18 protein-coding genes, 1 tRNA gene, 1 rRNA gene and 1 other annotated feature are annotated in these 19,666 nt (G+C 51.5%); of the genes, 6 read left to right on the top strand and 14 right to left on the bottom strand.

Annotation, left to right across the window (positions count from 1 at the left end; genetic code table 11):
- Positions 1–179 precede the first annotated feature (179 nt).
- The 5 genes from ABTW00_RS05785 to rluD form a co-directional block, all read right to left on the bottom strand.
- A tRNA-Glu gene (locus ABTW00_RS05785) sits at positions 180–255 on the bottom strand.
- Positions 256–340: 85 nt separating this feature from the next.
- Positions 341–1,880, bottom strand: a 16S ribosomal RNA gene (locus tag ABTW00_RS05780).
- Positions 1,881–2,318: 438 nt separating this feature from the next.
- The gene (gene clpB, locus ABTW00_RS05775; protein ID WP_064543384.1) at positions 2,319–4,892 is read right to left on the bottom strand and encodes an ATP-dependent chaperone ClpB; all 2,574 of its coding nucleotides are present in this window, start codon (positions 4,890–4,892) and stop codon (positions 2,319–2,321) included.
- Positions 4,893–5,022: 130 nt separating this feature from the next.
- Entirely contained in the window at positions 5,023–5,754 is a 732-nt protein-coding gene (gene yfiH, locus ABTW00_RS05770) for a purine nucleoside phosphorylase YfiH (protein WP_064543382.1), read from the bottom strand.
- Entirely contained in the window at positions 5,751–6,731 is a 981-nt protein-coding gene (gene rluD / locus ABTW00_RS05765) for a 23S rRNA pseudouridine(1911/1915/1917) synthase RluD (RefSeq protein WP_064543380.1), read from the bottom strand. The genes yfiH and rluD overlap by 4 nt, the downstream gene beginning before the upstream one ends.
- Positions 6,732–6,863: 132 nt before the next feature.
- On the opposite strand from rluD, the gene bamD reads away from it, so the two are divergent.
- From bamD to pheA, 4 genes are all read left to right on the top strand, one after another.
- Positions 6,864–7,607 (top strand): outer membrane protein assembly factor BamD, encoded by a 744-nt coding sequence (gene bamD, locus ABTW00_RS05760; RefSeq protein WP_064543397.1) that lies wholly within the window; start codon positions 6,864–6,866, stop codon positions 7,605–7,607.
- A gap of 273 nt (positions 7,608–7,880) precedes the next feature.
- Positions 7,881–8,222 (top strand): ribosome-associated translation inhibitor RaiA, encoded by a 342-nt coding sequence (gene raiA, locus ABTW00_RS05755; protein WP_064543378.1) that lies wholly within the window; start codon positions 7,881–7,883, stop codon positions 8,220–8,222.
- A gap of 117 nt (positions 8,223–8,339) precedes the next feature.
- Positions 8,340–8,465 (top strand) — a sequence feature (Phe leader region).
- On the top strand, positions 8,341–8,388 hold the full coding sequence (gene pheL / locus ABTW00_RS05750) for a pheA operon leader peptide PheL (protein WP_121497579.1): 48 nt from the start codon (positions 8,341–8,343) through the stop codon (positions 8,386–8,388). (Overlaps the previous feature by 48 nt.)
- 23 nt (positions 8,466–8,488) lie before the next feature.
- Complete coding sequence (gene pheA / locus ABTW00_RS05745) at positions 8,489–9,649, top strand: bifunctional chorismate mutase/prephenate dehydratase (RefSeq protein ID WP_271447767.1); 1,161 nt, start codon at positions 8,489–8,491, stop codon at positions 9,647–9,649.
- Here the strand turns inward: pheA and ABTW00_RS05740 are convergent.
- The 9 genes from ABTW00_RS05740 to ABTW00_RS05700 all read right to left on the bottom strand — a co-directional run bounded on the left by ABTW00_RS05740 (position 9,646) and on the right by ABTW00_RS05700 (position 18,769).
- On the bottom strand, positions 9,646–10,518 hold the full coding sequence (locus ABTW00_RS05740; RefSeq protein ID WP_064543388.1) for an SMP-30/gluconolactonase/LRE family protein: 873 nt from the start codon (positions 10,516–10,518) through the stop codon (positions 9,646–9,648). The genes pheA and ABTW00_RS05740 overlap by 4 nt on opposite strands.
- 64 nt (positions 10,519–10,582) lie before the next feature.
- Complete coding sequence (tyrA, locus tag ABTW00_RS05735) at positions 10,583–11,704, bottom strand: bifunctional chorismate mutase/prephenate dehydrogenase (RefSeq protein WP_064543374.1); 1,122 nt, start codon at positions 11,702–11,704, stop codon at positions 10,583–10,585.
- A 9-nt stretch (positions 11,705–11,713) separates the two neighbouring features.
- The gene (aroF, locus tag ABTW00_RS05730; RefSeq protein ID WP_064543372.1) at positions 11,714–12,784 is read right to left on the bottom strand and encodes a 3-deoxy-7-phosphoheptulonate synthase AroF; all 1,071 of its coding nucleotides are present in this window, start codon (positions 12,782–12,784) and stop codon (positions 11,714–11,716) included.
- A 226-nt stretch (positions 12,785–13,010) separates the two neighbouring features.
- Positions 13,011–14,381: a PepSY-associated TM helix domain-containing protein gene (locus ABTW00_RS05725; RefSeq protein WP_433639488.1), complete on the bottom strand. Its 1,371-nt coding sequence runs from the start codon at positions 14,379–14,381 to the stop codon at positions 13,011–13,013.
- Between the two features lie 56 nt (positions 14,382–14,437).
- Positions 14,438–14,773 (bottom strand): DUF2946 domain-containing protein, encoded by a 336-nt coding sequence (locus tag ABTW00_RS05720; RefSeq protein WP_077248619.1) that lies wholly within the window; start codon positions 14,771–14,773, stop codon positions 14,438–14,440.
- 338 nt (positions 14,774–15,111) lie between these two features.
- Positions 15,112–16,068 (bottom strand): hypothetical protein, encoded by a 957-nt coding sequence (locus tag ABTW00_RS05715; RefSeq protein ID WP_433639486.1) that lies wholly within the window; start codon positions 16,066–16,068, stop codon positions 15,112–15,114.
- Positions 16,069–16,229: 161 nt separating this feature from the next.
- Positions 16,230–17,144, bottom strand: a complete 915-nt coding sequence (locus ABTW00_RS05710; RefSeq protein WP_433639484.1) for an FRG domain-containing protein — start codon at positions 17,142–17,144, stop codon at positions 16,230–16,232.
- A gap of 13 nt (positions 17,145–17,157) precedes the next feature.
- A complete protein-coding gene (locus ABTW00_RS05705) occupies positions 17,158–18,183 on the bottom strand; it encodes a phage integrase (protein WP_433639481.1) in 1,026 nt (341 codons plus the stop codon).
- Positions 18,184–18,190: 7 nt separating this feature from the next.
- Positions 18,191–18,769 carry a phage repressor protein CI gene (locus tag ABTW00_RS05700; RefSeq protein WP_433639479.1) on the bottom strand — a complete coding sequence of 193 codons (579 nt, stop codon included), beginning with the start codon at positions 18,767–18,769 and terminating at the stop codon, positions 18,191–18,193.
- 125 nt (positions 18,770–18,894) lie between these two features.
- Between ABTW00_RS05700 and ABTW00_RS05695 the strand changes: the two genes are divergently transcribed.
- On the top strand, positions 18,895–19,119 hold the full coding sequence (locus ABTW00_RS05695) for a hypothetical protein (RefSeq protein WP_433639477.1): 225 nt from the start codon (positions 18,895–18,897) through the stop codon (positions 19,117–19,119).
- 35 nt (positions 19,120–19,154) lie between these two features.
- Positions 19,155–19,664: a phage regulatory CII family protein gene (locus tag ABTW00_RS05690; protein ID WP_433639474.1), complete on the top strand. Its 510-nt coding sequence runs from the start codon at positions 19,155–19,157 to the stop codon at positions 19,662–19,664.
- Positions 19,665–19,666: the final 2 nt, after the last annotated feature.

The following is a 19,666-nucleotide window of genomic DNA, read 5'->3' as shown; positions in this document are numbered from 1 at the left end:
GAAAATTTGAGAGACTCGAACACACCATTTATCTGTTCTTATTACGGAGAACAGACACAGTGTGTCGTTTCAATTTTCAGCTTGATCCAGATTTTTAAAGAGCAAATATTTCAAACGTCACCCGAAGATGAGTTTTGAGATATTGAGGTCGGCGACTTTCACTCACACAAACCAGCAAGTGGCGTCCCCTAGGGGATTCGAACCCCTGTTACCGCCGTGAAAGGGCGGTGTCCTGGGCCTCTAGACGAAGGGGACACTGAAGTCTCAATCGCAAGACGCCTTGCTATTTACTTTTCATCAGACAATCTGTGTGAGCACTTCAAAGAACGTTTCTTTAAGGTAAGGAGGTGATCCAACCGCAGGTTCCCCTACGGTTACCTTGTTACGACTTCACCCCAGTCATGAATCACAAAGTGGTAAGCGCCCTCCCGAAGGTTAAGCTACCTACTTCTTTTGCAACCCACTCCCATGGTGTGACGGGCGGTGTGTACAAGGCCCGGGAACGTATTCACCGTAGCATTCTGATCTACGATTACTAGCGATTCCGACTTCATGGAGTCGAGTTGCAGACTCCAATCCGGACTACGACATACTTTATGAGGTCCGCTTGCTCTCGCGAGGTCGCTTCTCTTTGTATATGCCATTGTAGCACGTGTGTAGCCCTACTCGTAAGGGCCATGATGACTTGACGTCATCCCCACCTTCCTCCAGTTTATCACTGGCAGTCTCCTTTGAGTTCCCGGCCGAACCGCTGGCAACAAAGGATAAGGGTTGCGCTCGTTGCGGGACTTAACCCAACATTTCACAACACGAGCTGACGACAGCCATGCAGCACCTGTCTCAGAGTTCCCGAAGGCACCAAAGCATCTCTGCTAAGTTCTCTGGATGTCAAGAGTAGGTAAGGTTCTTCGCGTTGCATCGAATTAAACCACATGCTCCACCGCTTGTGCGGGCCCCCGTCAATTCATTTGAGTTTTAACCTTGCGGCCGTACTCCCCAGGCGGTCTATTTAACGCGTTAGCTCCGGAAGCCACTCCTCAAGGGAACAACCTCCAAATAGACATCGTTTACGGCGTGGACTACCAGGGTATCTAATCCTGTTTGCTCCCCACGCTTTCGCACCTGAGCGTCAGTCTTCGTCCAGGGGGCCGCCTTCGCCACCGGTATTCCTCCAGATCTCTACGCATTTCACCGCTACACCTGGAATTCTACCCCCCTCTACGAGACTCAAGCTTGCCAGTTTCAAATGCAGTTCCCAGGTTGAGCCCGGGGATTTCACATCTGACTTAACAAACCGCCTGCGTGCGCTTTACGCCCAGTAATTCCGATTAACGCTTGCACCCTCCGTATTACCGCGGCTGCTGGCACGGAGTTAGCCGGTGCTTCTTCTGCGAGTAACGTCAATCGCTGTGGTTATTAACCACAACGCCTTCCTCCTCGCTGAAAGTACTTTACAACCCGAAGGCCTTCTTCATACACGCGGCATGGCTGCATCAGGCTTGCGCCCATTGTGCAATATTCCCCACTGCTGCCTCCCGTAGGAGTCTGGACCGTGTCTCAGTTCCAGTGTGGCTGGTCATCCTCTCAGACCAGCTAGGGATCGTCGCCTAGGTGAGCCGTTACCCCACCTACTAGCTAATCCCATCTGGGCACATCCGATGGTGTGAGGCCCGAAGGTCCCCCACTTTGGTCTTGCGACGTTATGCGGTATTAGCTACCGTTTCCAGTAGTTATCCCCCTCCATCGGGCAGTTTCCCAGACATTACTCACCCGTCCGCCACTCGTCACCCGAGAGCAAGCTCTCTGTGCTACCGTTCGACTTGCATGTGTTAGGCCTGCCGCCAGCGTTCAATCTGAGCCATGATCAAACTCTTCAATTTAAGTTTGATGCTCGTGAATTAAACTTCGTAATGAATTACGTGTTCACTCAGAGACTTGGTATTCATTTTTCGTCTTGCGACGTTTAAGAATCCGTATCTTCGAGTGCCCACACAGATTGTCTGATAAATTGTTAAAGAGCAGTGCCGCTTCGCTTTTTCTCAGCGGCGCGGGGTGTGCATAATACGCCACCCAGCCACGAAGTCAAGAGTTTATTTTCGCTTTCTTCGCCGAAGTTCTCAGGAGAACCTCGCTAACCCGGCGGCTTGTTTGCCGTTGTTCCGTGTCAGTGGAGGCGCATTATAGGGAGAAAATGAGAAGCCGCAAGCATAAAATAGAAAAAACTTTTCGTTCGGCTATTTTTCATACAACCCTCTTATTTTCGCCTGGTTTTTAAACAAAAACGAGCCCCGTAGGGCTCGTTTTCTTCTTTTTGTGACTTACTGCACTGCCACAATCTGGTCGTCTTTCACTTCCAGCCGAATGGTTTTACCCGGCAACAACTCGCCAGACAAGATTTGCTGTGCCAGCGGGTTCTCGATCTGCTGCTGGATAGCACGTTTGAGTGGACGCGCACCATACACCGGATCGTAACCATTCTTACTCAGCAGTTGCAAAGCCTCGTCGGAGATCTGTGTTTCATAGCCACGTTCTTCCAGACGTTTGTACAAACGCTGCAGCTGAATCTGCGCAATCGACGCAATGTGTTTTTCACCTAACGGATGGAAAACAACCACTTCATCAATACGGTTGATGAACTCTGGACGGAAGCTGTGGCTGACCACGCCCAGTACCAGATCTTTCATATGCCCGTAGTCCAGTTCACCGAAGCGTTCCTGAATCAGGTCAGAACCGAGGTTAGAGGTCATGATGACCACCGTGTTACGGAAGTCGACCGTTCTCCCCTGCCCGTCAGTCAGACGACCGTCGTCCAGCACCTGCAGCAGAATGTTGAACACATCCGGATGCGCTTTCTCGACTTCATCCAGCAGGATGACCGAGTAAGGACGACGACGAACCGCTTCCGTCAGATAGCCGCCCTCTTCATAACCGACATATCCCGGAGGCGCACCGACCAGACGAGACACGGAGTGTTTCTCCATAAACTCGGACATGTCGATACGCACCATCGCGTCATCGCTGTCGAACATAAAGTTAGCCAGCGCTTTACACAGTTCGGTTTTACCTACCCCGGTTGGCCCCAGGAACAGGAATGAACCAATCGGACGGTTCGGGTCAGACAGACCAGCCCGGCTACGACGGATCGCATTTGATACCGCTTCAACCGCTTCGTTCTGCCCAATCACGCGGCTATGCAGATCCTGCTCCATACGCAGCAGTTTCTCACGCTCGCCCTCCAGCATGCGGGCCACCGGAATACCTGTCCAGCGCGCCAGCACTTCGGCAATCTCCGCATCCGTCACTTTATTACGTAACAGGCGCATGGTTTTGCCTTCGGACTGGGTCGCCGCTTCCAACTGTTTTTCCAGTTCCGGAATTTTGCCGTACTGCAGCTCGGACATACGCGCCAGGTCACCGACACGACGCGCCTGTTCAATGGCGATTTTCGCCTGCTCCAGCTCCGCTTTAATAGTTTGCGTACCCGAGAGCGACGCTTTCTCCGCTTTCCACTCTTCTTCTAACTCAGAATATTGACGCTCTTTATCGCTCAGCTCGTCGTTCAGCATGTCGAGACGTTTCTTACTCGCCTCGTCAGACTCTTTCATCAGCGCCTGCTGTTCCAGCTTCAACTGAATGATACGGCGATCGAGACGGTCGAGCTCTTCCGGCTTCGAGTCGATCTGCATACGAATGCTGGAGGCCGCTTCATCGATAAGGTCGATGGCTTTATCCGGCAGCTGACGGTCAGCAATATAGCGGTGAGACAGCGTCGCCGCCGCGACAATCGCCGGGTCGGTGATCTGCACATGGTGATGCAGTTCATAACGCTCTTTCAGACCGCGCAAAATCGCAATAGTGTCTTCCACCGATGGCTCTGCCACGAACACTTTCTGGAAGCGACGTTCCAGCGCCGCATCTTTTTCGATGTACTGACGATATTCATCCAGCGTGGTCGCACCGACGCAGTGCAGTTCCCCGCGCGCCAGCGCCGGTTTCAGCATGTTACCGGCATCCATCGCGCCGTCGGCTTTACCCGCGCCCACCATGGTGTGCAGCTCGTCGATAAACAGGATGACGTTGCCTTCCTGTTTCGCCAGATCGTTCAGCACGCCTTTCAGACGCTCTTCAAACTCACCGCGGTATTTCGCCCCGGCCACCAGCGCCCCCATATCCAACGCCAGCACGCGGCGGCCTTTCAAGCCTTCCGGCACTTCACCGTTGATAATACGTTGCGCCAGCCCTTCGACAATGGCGGTTTTACCGACGCCTGGTTCACCGATCAATACCGGGTTATTTTTAGTACGACGTTGCAGTACCTGAATGGTACGGCGAATTTCTTCATCACGGCCGATCACCGGGTCGAGCTTGCCCTGCTCGGCGCGTTCAGTCAGATCGACGGTGTATTTTTTCAATGCCTGACGTTGGTCCTCGGCACCCTGGTCATTCACGCTTTCACCTCCGCGCATCTGTTCAATTGCCTGAGTGATATTGGCGGTAGTTGCGCCTGCCGTTTTCAGCAGATCGGTCAGAGTGCCGCGAGACTCAAGCGCCGCCAGAACGAACAGTTCCGACGAAATAAAGTTATCGCCGCGTTTTTGCGCCAGCTTGTCGCAAAGATTCAACACGCGCATCAGATCCTGAGACGGCTGCACGTCTCCCCCGGTGCCTTCCACCTGAGGTAAACGGCTCAGCGCCTGATCGATAGCCGTGCGTAGCTGGCCGGCGTTAATGCCCGCGGATGTTAATAAAGGACGTACCGAGCCCCCTTCCTGATTCAGCAAGGCGCTCATTAAATGAAGAGGTTCGATAAATTGGTTGTCGTGCCCCAGTGCGAGTGACTGAGCATCGGCAAGAGCAAGCTGGAATTTATTGGTAAGACGATCCAGACGCATGACTCCTCCCATATATAGGTCAATTTTGCTACAGGAGATTAAATGAGGTCATCCCTCAATTATTCAAGGTTAAATGACCTGGTCTATGAGAAAAAAATATCTGCCTTCTGGATCGTCTTGATTCTATAGGTTATATCAGCCAGATAAAACTTGCCATACGACCCGTAATACGGTCGCGGCGATAGGAGAAAAAATCATCCTTTTCGCTGAATGTACAGCGGTCGCCGCCAAAGATGGCGGTTACGCCAATATTCCCTAAACGCTGACGCGCCAAAAGATAGATATCTGCGTAATATTTTTCGCCAACAGGACGAAATGCCCTAACCGCGTTGGCGTCTTTGGCCATAAACGCTTCACGTACTTCCGGGCCGACTTCAAAAGCCTGCGGACCAATCGCCGGGCCAAACCAGGCAAGAATATTCTCGGGACGGTCTTTGAAGCAGGCAACGGTCTCTTCCAGCACGCCGTCGCATAAACCGCGCCAGCCGGCATGTGCCGCGGCCACTTCCGTTCCTGCTTTATTGCAAAACAGAACCGGAAGGCAGTCCGCCGTCATCACCGCGCACACCGTCCCGGGCGTATTACTGTAAGAGGCATCCGCACGTTTCGAAGCATAAGGCTCGCCGGTCAGGTGCAGCACATCTTTACCGTGCACCTGCTCCAGCCACACCGGTTTCGACGGCAGTTGGCCCGCCGCGAACATACGCTTGCGGTTCTCCTCAACGTGTTCGAGATTATCGCCACAGTGAGCGCCGAGATTCAGGGAATCCCACGCGCCTTCACTGACGCCACCGACGCGCGTTGAACTACAGGCGGCCACGCCTTGCGGCAGCGGCCATTCCGGGACAATGATTTTGGTCATAACCAGTCTACGTCATCCTTATGTTCTTCAAAGTCGGCACGCATCACGGCAATCAAATCGACCATATCCTGCGGGATAGGCGCATGCCATTCCATTTCAATCCCCGAAATGGGGTGATAGAGACGAAGCATAGTCGCATGCAGCGCCTGGCGATCAAATTTACGCAGTACGGAAATGAACTCATCCGACGCGCCTTTTGGCGGACGCGGACGGCCACCATAGACCTGATCGCCCACCAGCGGATGGGTGATGTGCGCCATGTGCACGCGGATCTGGTGCGTACGCCCGGTTTCCAGACGCAACCGCAGACGCGTGTGCACACGGAAGTGTTCCATAATACGATAGTGCGTTACCGCCGGTTTCCCCATCGGGTGAACCGCCATGTGCGTACGTTTGGTTGGGTGACGGCTAATCGGTTCCTCAACGGTACCGCCCGCCGTCATGTGACCAATCGCCACCGCCTCATACTCGCGGGTAATCTCGCGCAGCTGCAGCGATTCCACCAGACGTGTCTGCGCCGGAACGGTTTTGGCCACCACCATTAAACCGGTGGTGTCTTTATCCAGACGGTGGACGATGCCCGCACGCGGCACATCGGCAATCGGCGGATAGTAATGCAGCAGCGCATTCAGCACCGTACCATCCGGGTTACCGGCACCCGGGTGAACGACCAGGTCGCGCGGCTTATTGATGACGAGGATATCATCATCTTCATATACAATATCGAGTGGGATATCCTGCGCTTCAAAGCGGATCTCTTCGTCGATTTCAGCATCGATAGCGACGGACTCGCCACCCATGACTTTTTCTTTCGGCTTGTCTGAAACTTTGCCATTGACCTGAACGCGCTGGTCGAGGATCCACTCTTTTATGCGCGATCGCGAATAATCAGGGAACATTTCGGCCAAAGCCTGATCTAAGCGTTGACCGAGTTGTGACTCGGACACCGTTGCGGTGAGTTGTACTCGTTGTGCCATATACAGCTTCTTCGTTAACGTTGGGTTTTTACGGCTTCGCCGTTTAATATAGTGTGCTATTGTAGCTGGTCTTAATCGGGAACAGGAACTGTGAATATCCCGTATAAACATTTTGAGGAAAGTCAAAACGTCATGACGCGCATGAAATATCTGGTGGCAGCGGCCACGTTGAGCCTGGCTTTGGCGGGGTGCTCTGGTTCAAAGGAAGAGGTTCCTGATAATCCGCCTAATGAAATCTACGCAACTGCTCAGCAAAAGCTGCAGGACGGTAACTGGAAACAGGCAATAACGCAACTGGAAGCGTTGGATAACCGCTATCCGTTCGGGCCATATTCTCAACAGGTACAGCTGGATCTGATCTACGCATACTACAAAAATGCCGATCTGCCGCTGGCTCAGGCCGCGATTGACCGTTTCATTCGTCTGAACCCGACGCACCCGAACATCGACTACGTGATGTACATGCGCGGCTTAACCAACATGGCGCTGGACGATAGCGCGCTGCAGGGCTTCTTTGGCGTCGACCGTTCAGACCGCGATCCGCAGCACGCCCGTGACGCATTTAACGACTTCTCGAAGCTGGTGCGCGGCTACCCGAACAGTCAATACGTCACCGACGCCAACAAACGTCTTATCTTCCTGAAAGACCGTCTGGCGAAGTATGAACTTTCCGTTGTTGATTACTACACCGCGCGCGGCGCGTGGGTAGCCGTCGTAAACCGCGTCGAAAACATGATGCGTAACTTCCCGGATACTCAGGCAACTCGCGACGCTCTGCCGAAGATGGAAAACGCCTACCGCGAAATGCAGATGACGGCGCAGGCTGATAAAGTCGCGAAAATCATTGCCGCCAACGGCAAAAGCACTCAGTCCTGATTCAAACATCTTAGAAAGCAAAACGGCAGCCCGATGGCTGCCGTTTTTTTATTCGTTTTAATGACTTGCTGAAGCGGTTTAGCGCCTGGTCATCCTATCAAATATGGCTGCATTTTCCGGAATCGACAAGTAAAAAAACACTTCTTCCTGTCTTGACTCACAAAATGAATGCGCTGACAAAAAGTGACAAAATAATGTGATCTTCATCACACATTTTAAGCAAATCCGAGGTATGCTGGAATCACCAAGACGGAAAGACAAGAGGTAAAATTTATGACAATGAACATTACCAGTAAACAAATGGAAATTACTCCGGCTATTCGCCAGCATGTCGCAGACCGTCTCGCAAAATTGGAAAAATGGCAAACCCACTTAATCAACCCGCATATCATTCTGTCCAAAGAGCCACAGGGATTTGTAGCGGACGCCACGATGAATACCCCTAATGGGCATCTGGTCGCCAGTGCGAAACATGAAGATATGTACACCGCCATTAACGAATTGATCAACAAGCTGGAACGGCAGCTCAATAAGGTGCAACACAAAGGGGAAGCCCGTCGCGCCGCAACGTCGGTGAAAGACGCAAGCTTCGTAGAAGAAGTTGAAGAAGAGTAAACTGAACTTTGTACTTTAATGTGTATCGCCAACGCGCCTTCGGGCGCGTTTTTTATTGACAGAACGAAAACAGAACGAGTACTGTAAAACCTCATCACGCTAAGGATTTAACCTGATAGTGAAACTTCTACCGTTTTTCTTCGCATTCTTTTTTACCTTCCCCTGAATGGGAGGCGTTTCGTCGTGTGATAAAGAATGCGAAGACGAACAATAAGGCCTCCCACACCGGGGGGCCTTTTTTATTGATAACAAGAAAGGCAAACATGATGACTTCGGAAAATCCGTTACTGGCGATACGCGATAAGATAAGCGCCCTTGATGAGAAATTAGTGAGCCTGCTGGCCGAGCGCCGCGGCCTGGCCATTGAGGTGGGTAAAGCCAAGCTGGCGTCTCACCGCCCGGTCCGCGACATCGACCGCGAGCGCGATCTGCTGGAACGCCTGATTACGCTGGGCAAAGCCCACCAGCTTGACGCGCACTACATCACCCGCCTGTTCCAGCTCATCATTGAAGATTCAGTCCTGACCCAGCAAACCCTGCTCCAGCAGCACCTGAATAAAATTAACCCGCACTCCGCACGTATCGCGTTTCTGGGCCCGAAAGGTTCCTACTCGCATCTGGCGGCCCGCCAGTATGCCGCCCGCCACTTTGAGCAGTTCATCGAAAGCGGCTGCCTGAAATTTGCCGATATCTTTAATCAGGTCGAGACCGGCCAAGCTGACTACGCCGTGGTGCCGATTGAAAACACCAGCTCCGGCGGCATTAACGACGTCTACGACCTGCTGCAGCATACCAGTCTGTCGATCGTGGGCGAAATGACGGTCCCTATCGACCACTGCGTGCTGGTCAACGGCACGACCACCCTCGACACCATTGAAACGGTCTACAGCCATCCGCAGCCGTTCCAGCAGTGCAGCCAGTTCCTGAGCCATTATCCGCAGTGGAAAATTGAGTATACCGAGAGCACCTCGGCGGCAATGGAAAAAGTGGCGCAGGCCAACTCACCAACCGTCGCGGCGCTGGGTAGCGAAGCCGGCGGCAAGCTGTATGGCTTGCAGGTGCTGGAACACTGCCAGGCGAACCAGACGCAGAACATCACGCGCTTCCTGGTGCTGGCGCGCAAAGCGGTGAACGTCTCCGACCAGGTACCGGCGAAAACCACCCTGCTGATCGCCACCGGGCAGCAGGCCGGTGCTCTGGTTGAAGCGCTGCTGGTATTGCGTAATCACAACCTGATTATGACCAAGCTCGAATCGCGCCCGATTCACGGCAACCCGTGGGAAGAGATGTTTTATCTCGACGTCCAGGCGAACCTGGACGCGCTGCCGATGCAAAAAGCACTCAAAGAGCTTTCCGGTATTACCCGCTCGATGAAAGTGCTGGGCTGCTACCCAAGCGAGAACGTGGTACCGGTCGACCCGGTTTAACGTTCGATAAACGGTAGCTTCTTCATCCCTGCGACTTCAACGTGCAGGGTGAAGATGGCACCAGAAAGCGGATACTGCGCCACCTCATCCGCCGACATATTCTCTCGGGTGGTGGTAATAAACAGCGTGCGCATATCCGCGCCACCGAAGCAGACCATCGTCGGGCAACGCACCGGCAGACGATATTCCGCAAGCTGCTCCCCCGTTGGCGAGAAGCGCGCCACGCGCCAGCCGTCAAACATCGCGCTCCAGTAACAGCCTTCTTCATCGATAGCCGCGCCGTCCGGGATCCCCTCACCGTCCTGAAACAAGCGGAACACCTCCCGCGCTCCCGGTTCGCCGTCAGCGTCCAGCGGCGTACGATAAATCACGCCGTTTGGCGTGTCGGAGGTATACATCCAGCCTTTATCCTCGCTGAATGCCAAACCGTTGGCGCCGTGAATATCACACTGAATCACCTTTGGCCTCAGTTGGTTATCCACCCTAACCAACAGCGCCCCGTTGTAATCACCCGGCCCCCAGAAGGTACCGGCATAAAAACGTCCATCGCGATCGGTGCCGCCGTCGTTAAAACGCGCCAGCTGTGGATTACTTGGGTTATCGCAGATTTTATGCTGGAGCAGACCGCGGCTATCGGCAAGCCAGATTGCGCTGCGTAGCGCGACGATAAAGCCCCCCTTCTCCCTCAGCGCAAAGCAGCCAACCTCTTCCGGGAACTGTAAGATCTGGTGGTCGCCCGTCGCAGGTACATAGCGGTGAATTTCACACTCCATGATGTCCGCCCAGTACAACGCCTGCTCGGCGTCGCTCCAGGTCGGGCATTCCGGCAGATGTCCGGTGTAATCAAACAGCAGGTTTGCTTCAGCCATCGTCTTCATCCCATAAAAAAAGCCAGAGGATTTCCCCTGGCTTTCAAGTATATACAGTTTTCGTTTACTGCCGACTGTCATTCGCCTGGCGTAACAGGACGCGGCTCTCACTCTGGAAACGCTGTGCGTAGTCGCCGAACCAGTGTTCCACCTTACGGAAGCTGTCGATAAACGCCTGCTTATCGCCCTGCTCCAGCAGGCCAATTGCCTCGCCAAAGCGCTGGTAGTAACGTTTAATCAGCGCCAGATTGTTACCAGACGACATAATAATGTCGGCGTACAGCTGCGGATCCTGAGCAAACAGACGGCCAACCATCGCCAGTTCCAGGCGGTAGATCGGTGAAGAGAGCGCCAACAGCTGTTCCAGCTGCACATTCTCTTCCGCCAGATGCAGGCCATAGGCGAAAGTCGCAAAGTGACGCAGCGCCTGGATAAACGCCATATTCTGGTCGTGCTCAACCGCGCTGATACGATGTAAACGCGCGCCCCAGACCTGAATCTGCTCGAGGAACCACTGGTAGGCTTCCGGCTGGCGGCCATCGCAGTAGACCACCACCTGTTTAGCCAGGCTGCCGCTGTCCGGACCAAACATCGGGTGCAGCCCCACAACGGGCCCCGAGTGCACCGACAGCATCGCTTGCAGTGGCCCGGCTTTCACCGAGGCCAGATCCACCAGAATACAGTCCTTCGGTAGCGGCGGTAGCTTTGCAATCACCTGCTCAGTGACGTGGATTGGCACGCTGACGATGACCATCCCGGCATCCGCCACCATTTCTGGCGCGTTTGCCCAGTCTTCTTTTTCCAGCGTCCGCACCTGATAGCCGGACAGGGTCAGCATTTTTTCAAACAGCCGCCCCATCTGGCCGCCGCCGCCGACAATCACCACCGGGCGCAGCGACGGACAGAGCGTTTTGAAGCCTTTGTCGTTTTCGCTGGAGTAGGACTCGCGCATCACGCGACGCAGCACATCTTCAATCAAATCAGGCGGCACGCCTAATGCGGCGGCCTCTTTGCGACGCGAAGCCAGCATTGAAGCCTCACGTTCCGGGACATAAATCGGCAGGCCGTACTGGCTTTTGACTTCGCCAACTTCCGCCACCAGTTCCAGACGCTTCGCCAGCAGGTTCAGCAGAGCCTTATCCACTTCATCAATTTGATCGCGCAGCGCGGTCAGTTCAGCAACCATACAATCCTCTTACGCCAGACGAGCCGCCAGATGGCCGCGTAAATCCTTGTCGAGCTCACGCAGCAGCGCATCGGTCGTTTCCCAGCTGATGCATGCATCGGTTACCGATACGCCGTATTTCATATCACAGCGCGGCTGCTCGGAAGACTGATTGCCTTCGTGAATGTTGCTTTCAATCATCAGACCAATAATGGAACGGTTACCGTCCTTGATCTGTGCGACAACGGATTCCGCTACCGCAGGCTGACGACGGTAGTCTTTATTGGAATTACCATGACTGCAATCTACCATCAGCGATGCGCGCAGTCCCGCCTGTTCCATCTCTTTTTCACACTGCGCCACATCTTCCGGGCCGTAGTTCGGCTTTTTACCGCCGCGCAGAATTACGTGACCATCCGGGTTACCCTGAGTGCGCAGCAGGCAAACCTGACCGGCCTGGTTGATACCCACGAAACGGTGCGGCATCGCCGCGGCGCGCATCGCGTTGATGGCGGTCGCCAGCGATCCGTCGGTGCCGTTTTTGAAACCCACCGGCATCGACAGGCCTGAAGCCATCTCACGGTGCGTCTGCGATTCTGTGGTACGCGCGCCAATCGCTGACCAACTGAACAGATCGCCCAGGTACTGCGGGCTATTCGGATCCAGCGCTTCGGTTGCCAGCGGCAGCCCCATGCTAACCAGTTCAACCAACAGACGACGAGCAATTTTCAGACCGCCTTCCACATCAAACGAGCCATCCATGTGCGGATCGTTGATAAGCCCTTTCCAGCCGACGGTAGTACGCGGCTTTTCAAAATAGACGCGCATCACCAGGTAGAGGCTATCGCTGACCTCTTCCGCCAGTGTTTTAAATCGACGCGCATATTCGATGGCAGCTTCAGGATCGTGGATGGAGCAAGGCCCACACACTACCAGCAGACGCGGATCGCGACCGGAGATAATGTCAGAAATCGTTTTACGTGACTGGGCGATTTGCGCTTCCTGCTCAACGGTGAGCGGGAATTCAGCTTTCAGCTGATCCGGGGTGATCAAAACCTGTTCATCGGCGATATTTACGTTATTCAGCGCGTCTTTTTGCATGATGGCATTACCTGTTATGGCTCGTTTGCGATAGTTGTTTCCTCAATGAGGTGCTCTCACAATATCATAATGAGTAAAGATATCAATCCAAAATCCGTAAATTATTATTTACAATAGCCTATTAAAGGCAAAATAATCGCCACCAATGTGTACAATAATAATTACACCCCTAATTAAGATGTATAAAAAAGGGCGAACGCCAATGCGTTCACCCTGAGTTAAGCGCCTACTCAGCTGCGCGCGATAATCCCTGCGCGACCCTGCTACGCCAGCGCACCCAGTCAATAGCAACAAACAGCAGTAAACTTGCCCCCATCACCGGCAACGCCAGACCAAGTGCCGCAGTGACGACGAGTGTCGCAATGCGTGCAGGCAGCGCCAACGCCAGCCAGCTTTGCGTCAGCGTTTGCAGCGGGCTGCTCTGTGTCTGGGCTGGACGTTTAATCCACCAGAGCCGATAGCCCATCACAATCGCCACGCACAGCGCCAGCCCAAAGGCGATCAACAAAAGCTGGTTTGGCAAACCGAACAGGATCCCCATATGGAAATCAACACCCCAGCGCGTGAGCTTTGCCATCAACGGAAAATCAGCAAACTGCGTATAGTCGATAATCGCCAGAGAGTGCGGATCGACCGCAACGGCATCGACCTGCGTGGGCCAGCGCCGGTCGATCTCAGTGACCGTCCAGGCACGATCGGCGCTGCGCGGCGGGCGGATCTCCAGATGAGTGGCATCGATGCCGCCGCGTTGAGCAACGTTAAGGATGGCATCGATCCGCTCCCAGGCGACCGGTGAAACATGTGGCATCATCTCGCCCGAATGGCCGCGATGCTCCGCATGAGGATCCATCGCCATCATCTCACCACCGTGCAGTTGGGTATTGACCTGCGGTGTCAGCCAACCAAAAGCAGCGCGCAGCTTATCAACGTTCCCCCCGGCCCACTGCGACCAGGTTAAGCCGGTAGCGGAAAATAGCAGCATCCCCGCCAGTAGACACCAGCCAAGAGTAACATGCACGCGGCGCGTATTTTGCAGACGGTTTTTGATCCGTCGCTTAGGGCGGGTAAAGGCCCACAGAACGATTCCCCCCAGCGCGGCTACCCACATCCACGACGCGGCCAACTCGCTGTATAAGCGCCCCGTATCGCCGAGCAATAGCGATCGATGCGCATAATCAATCCACTGACGCAGCGGTAAAATACCGCTGGTGCCGTAGACCGTCATATCGCCTTTCACCGCCAACGTCACCGGATCAATAAAGATGGCGCGATTTTCCGAGGCCTGAAGCGCCGGATCGGCAAACATTACGCGTGTGGTTTCACCCGCTTCCAGCGCAGGTCGTACGGCGCTCAAACGCAACGGCGTATCCAACGCGCGTTCCGCAGCCGCAATCTGCACGGCTATTGGCTGCCGCTCTCCGCCAATGGTGCCGTGTAGCGCATCGCGATACAGCAGGTTCTCTAGCTGCGGCGTGGCGACATACAGCGTGCCAGTCAGGGCCGCGACGAAAATAAATGGCCCAACAAACAGACCGATAAAAAAATGCAGGCGGCGCAGCAGGTGCACCCATGCCGCCTGCGAGGTGCAGGTTGTCATACTCTTCCTTCATACATGCGAAAAGTGGTGTGACGCTGAGGCGTCATTGATTATTTTTAAGCAGGTACAGCAGGCAAACGCGGCGGCGCGCGGGTATCAGGAAAGAGCCAGGGAAAGTAGCACCAGTGGGTGACGACAGGTGGGAACGACACAATCGTCACGCGCAGCAACAACGCGCACAGCAGTGCACACAGCGCCAGCATTACGCCTGGCATATGCGTCAGCAGCACGCAGTAGCCGCAGGCTTCACCGTGGTCAATGGGTATGCTGTCCGACATCGAATGATGAGTGGGCATTGGCATCGTCATTTCATGGTGCATACCGGGCATCGCGCTCATTGGCGATTGCTGTAGCGACACAGAGATCAGCGGAGCAAAGATAATCAGCGCCATAGCCAACAGCGCAAGTCCGGCGGCCCACTGTTTCAGTGCTGTGATGTTGAATGCTCTGCCGCTCACACTGCCCTCCAATGAATGAGGGCATTGTAAATGATTTAACAACCAAATGTTAACGCATGGTGCCTTTGAGGATAAAAAAAGGGCCAGCCTTTCGGCCAGCCCTTTCTAACAGGATGTCGCTTGCGCGAATCTTAGTTAAGACGCTTTTACCTGACACCATTGAAATACATAAATTTTTAATTATAAACAGTTAGTTATATGTATATCTAGTGCAACGAAATGCGGTCAAAAACATGCTGTATGGGCAATTTGTGGTCATCACGCATTGCTTATCATCCTTTCTTAGCCACAACCTCGGCAATTTTGGCTAAAAAATCCAATTCATCTTTGTCGAATTTCCTGGCTTCCAGGAGCTCTGTCGTTTGCCCGCTTTCAAGTCTCCCAACATTGGAGCTAAACTTTAATCTATCTAGAACAGCCATGTAATCGACATTCTCAGAATTAACTGAAAGTAGTTTTACCACTGCTAAGGTTTCCTCACGAGAGCGTTTTATCGCTTCATAATATCTGAATTCATCCATTGTGACTCTATATTGCTTGAGGAAGAAAAATGATATTAACTCAATAAAAAAAAGTATACCAAACTTCGGAGCAAGATAAATCAGTTCATTTACGAAGCTACTAGACGTCGAAATATTAGCTACGGGCGATTGCGGATCAGAAGCATGAACTTGCGAGTAAAAAAACACCAACCCCACTATTGAGAATATAACCCCAAACAGTAAATACAGACTACCTCGACTATATATATCTTTAGATAACCTAGCGGAGCTAATAACCAAATCGCTTAAATACCCCTCAGCCAAATCTGATTTAGTTTTTTGAGGTTTATCATCCACAACATCAAAAGCCATAGAATTAATTCTAACTTCGTCATTAATCGACAAAGCGCGCCTAAGAACCATTTGTAACGGAGATACTCGATACACCATCGTAAATGCCAACGGAATCAAGCCTAAAACTAAAGATTTAACCCCTGAACTCATATTTAAAAACATGGAAAAGGTGGGTGTTTCAGAAGGCACGGCATTGGCCCCGGGAGATTTATGAAACATAAAAACTAAAAACGAAATATAGAACCACGAAAACATTTCCATGATATTTATAATGCCGGGATTTTTTGCCATAAGGGAGATTAACCTTCGCTCACCACTTATCTTCTTCGCTCTATCAGTTAATTTAGCATCATCTTCAGTAACTCTTTTCTCATCTTCACTATTTAGACTCATAAATCATCTACTCTCTAATATTCACTAATGGGTTAAGTAAATCAGCTCTTACACAGAGCCATTGATAAACAGGTATTTATTCATTTTAAACAGTTATTTACCTGTGTCTCTAGTGCAACTAGATGCGACCATAAGCATACAGTGCGGGCATTAACTGGACACTACAAAAGACTACTGACACCCCGCCCTCTATGGCTAGCACCATATAAATCAGTAATGAAACTGGCTGATTTATCGATTTCAGGGAATAAAGTCCGTTCATGTATCCCTAACAATTCAAGCTCCTTTCGAATATGTACTTTATCATCTTCATGGATCCAAATTCTGTCTTGCCTCAGATTTCCTCCTGCTTTCGAAGCATCTTTTATAACGCCCCATAAAAGGAATGCTCCCGACTGAGCAATAATTCTCTTGTTAGACATTTTAGGTTTGACATAAACAGGTCTAAGTAAGTCATCCGGATTCACGACTTTTCTAAAATGTGCTTTTTCCATCCCAATATGAAATACAAGGGTATCCACAATAGGTTCACTATTAAATTGTTCTATACTTGCAGCCTCTTTAACGCAACCAGCTAGCTCTTCTTTTTGCTTTTTGGTCAAATTAGCTATATTGGCCATACAACTCACACGATCGCTGTCATAATATCTCTGTCGATCTTGAGGGATCAACAAAGCCTGAATCACACCGTGAAACTCATCTTCATCAATACTTGGTTCTGTTGCAAACCAGAGTGCAACAAGTGGATTTGTTGTGACATCAAGTAGCCTTGTTGGTAAGCCGAAGTGTTGCATTCTGACTAGCCTATCAAACATAGTCTTATCAGATTCGAATTCACTTGGATGTAGGGAAACAATATCTCTCACCGCGAAATTTTCACTATTATATAGGTCATTATCATCACGAAAAATTTTTGGTGTAGAATACCAGCCGTAGTGACGCTGCCCACGAAAAACAGTTGGAGGGTATCCATCTAGACGCCAATCAACCACATGCCTAACAAAGTCAGAAACGTTGGTTACTCGCAGTGAAGGACGCGGCCTTTTCTTCTTTGTTTTTAATTTGATATCAGTCACATCTAATTTCCCATTATATTTTTATTCGTGCGATAGGATTTAACTCCGCAGCCTCTTCAAGATGGTCTGGAGCAAAATGTGCGTACCGCATCGTTTCGCGAATGTTCGCATGTCCAAGTATTCGCTGGAGTACCAGAATATTCCCACCATTCATCATAAAATGACTAGCAAAAGTATGTCGTAGTACATGAGTTTTTTGCCCTTCAGCCAACTGTATATCGGTCAGAGCTAGCATTTTCTTGAACTCCTGATAGCAGGGATGGAACATTTTTCCCTGCAAAGGAGCCAATTCGTCATACAACCACCGAGGGATCGGAATAGTACGGTTTTTCTTTCCCTTCGTTTTCGTAAAAGTCAGCTTATAGGGGGAGAGCTGCGAACGTGTAAGTCGTTCGGCTTCGCTCCATCGAGCACCTGTCGCCAGACAAACTTTCACGATGCGAGTTAAGCAGATTTTTCCGTAGGACTCACAGGCTTCGAGCACTTCTAGAATTTGAGGCTGAGTAAGCCAGGACATTTCTTTTTCAGCTTCTTTGAAAACCCGTACACCTTCGAGAGGATTTGGCAGACTCCACTCCCCCAAACGCTTCAGTTCATTGAAGACGGCTTCGAGATATTGCTGCTCTCTATTTACGGTGACAGGCTGCGCAATCCACTTTTTAGGGTTAGCGTGATAGCCATTGTCGATTTCGCCTTTGAGACGTTTGTCGCGATAGTGCGCAAAATCTTTGGCGGTAAGTTGACCCGCAATTGGATCACCAAGACCCCGGCAAACTATATGTAATTTTGCCAATCGTGATTTGCTGGCGGCCAGAGACTGCCCGTGGAGGTTATGCCAGAGCTCAATCAGTTCGCTAAGGCGTCGACGGTCTTCCTTCTCACCCATCCAGGGCTTATTTTGAGCCTCTTCGCGGTAATACTGTTCAAAGGCAACAGCCTCACCTTTAGTGGTGAACTTCTTTCGCACACGGCGACTATCAGCCCCGTCGACACGGAAATCACAAAGCCAATCACCAGAGGCTAGTTTTTTTATCGCCATAATTCTTTTAGTTAGTTCTGCTCAGGGTTAGGTGTACTAGACCAATGCACTCTACCTCTGATACTGCACACTGGAAATCAGTACCCGAGTTGCTGACTTTAATTTTGTTGCCTGGAATTCTCGCAACGTCATAGATGTCATGATCACCATCGATACTTAGAAGCCAACGGCCGTTAGAAATATCAGTCTTGTCAAAATCGACAATCCAAGAATTCTGGCCCTTACAAACATATTTAGGGCTCGTTATCGCATCTGAGAGGAGCGATGCATCAACAATCCATTTTTCATTTTCAACCAAATTACCCGCAAAGATGTCAAAACGAGTTAACGTCTTCATCTTACCTTGTGTGTGATCGGTATCGAACTTACTCCCCTTCCCTGTAGCCAACCAACGCAGCGAAACCCCGGTATCCAGAGCGCAAGCTACCACCACGTCACCAGGGAAATAATCTCGCCTTACCCATGTACTGATTGTGCCAGATGATAGTTCATGCATATCGCCAAGCTGCTTTTGCATAGTAAAACCATAAGCGTCTAGCATGCGCTGCAACACAGCCTTTCCACCTTCTAGTTCATCCAATTTCATCTTAAAAATCCGAATTATCGCAAAAATCCAATTTGACACCTTAAATAAATAAGATTAGATTCTGCTTGAAACTGAAAAATGCACGCCAATGCACTGTAATTACACTTAACAGAGAATAATCACTTATGACTCCACAAATTGCAATCCCGTCCGGCGCGGACCTCATGACATATGACGAATTTGCTGAACTCTATGGATACAGCCTTCGCACAGTAAAACAGATGGTTGCTGATGGTGACTTACTCATCATGCCTCGTAAAAAAGACGGAGGCGCTGCGCGTATAAATATGGTTGCCTTTCGTGCTCGCCTTCTGGCGCAAGGTCTCAACTGCCGCTATGTCACTGCTTGATAAACTCGATTATTTAAGATTTGAAGGGAAAGCGCATGTTTGATTTTCAAGTTTCCAAACATCCTCACTATGACAACGCGTGCCGGGCATTTGCTAAGCGGCACAACATGGCAAAACTGGCAGAGCGCGCCGGGATGAATGTTCAAACATTACGCAACAAGCTCAACCCAGAACAACCTCATCAGTTTACGCCACCTGAATTATGGTTACTGACTGACCTGACCGAAGATTCAACCCTTGTCGATGGCTTTCTGGCTCAAATTCATTGTCTGCCTTGTGTGCCGGTGAACGAGCTGGCGAAAGACAAATTACAGACCTACGTCATGCGCGCTATGAGTTCACTCGGAGAACTGGCAAACGGTGCGGTCTCGACTGAACGCATGACCTCAGACCGGAAGCACAGCATGGTTGAGAGCGTAAACGCAGGTATTCGCATGCTCTCACTGTCTGCGCTGGCGCTGCATGCACGTCTACAGGCTAACCCGGCAATGTCGAGCGTTGTCGATTCAGTGACCGGCATTGGCGCAACTTTCGGTTTGGTGTGAGG

Origin of the sequence: Kluyvera georgiana (assembly GCF_050990895.1) — a bacterium.
Taxonomy (GTDB): domain Bacteria; phylum Pseudomonadota; class Gammaproteobacteria; order Enterobacterales; family Enterobacteriaceae; genus Kluyvera; species Kluyvera georgiana.
Note: the sequence above shows the minus strand (reverse complement) of the source record. Positions and strands in the feature narration are given on the sequence as shown.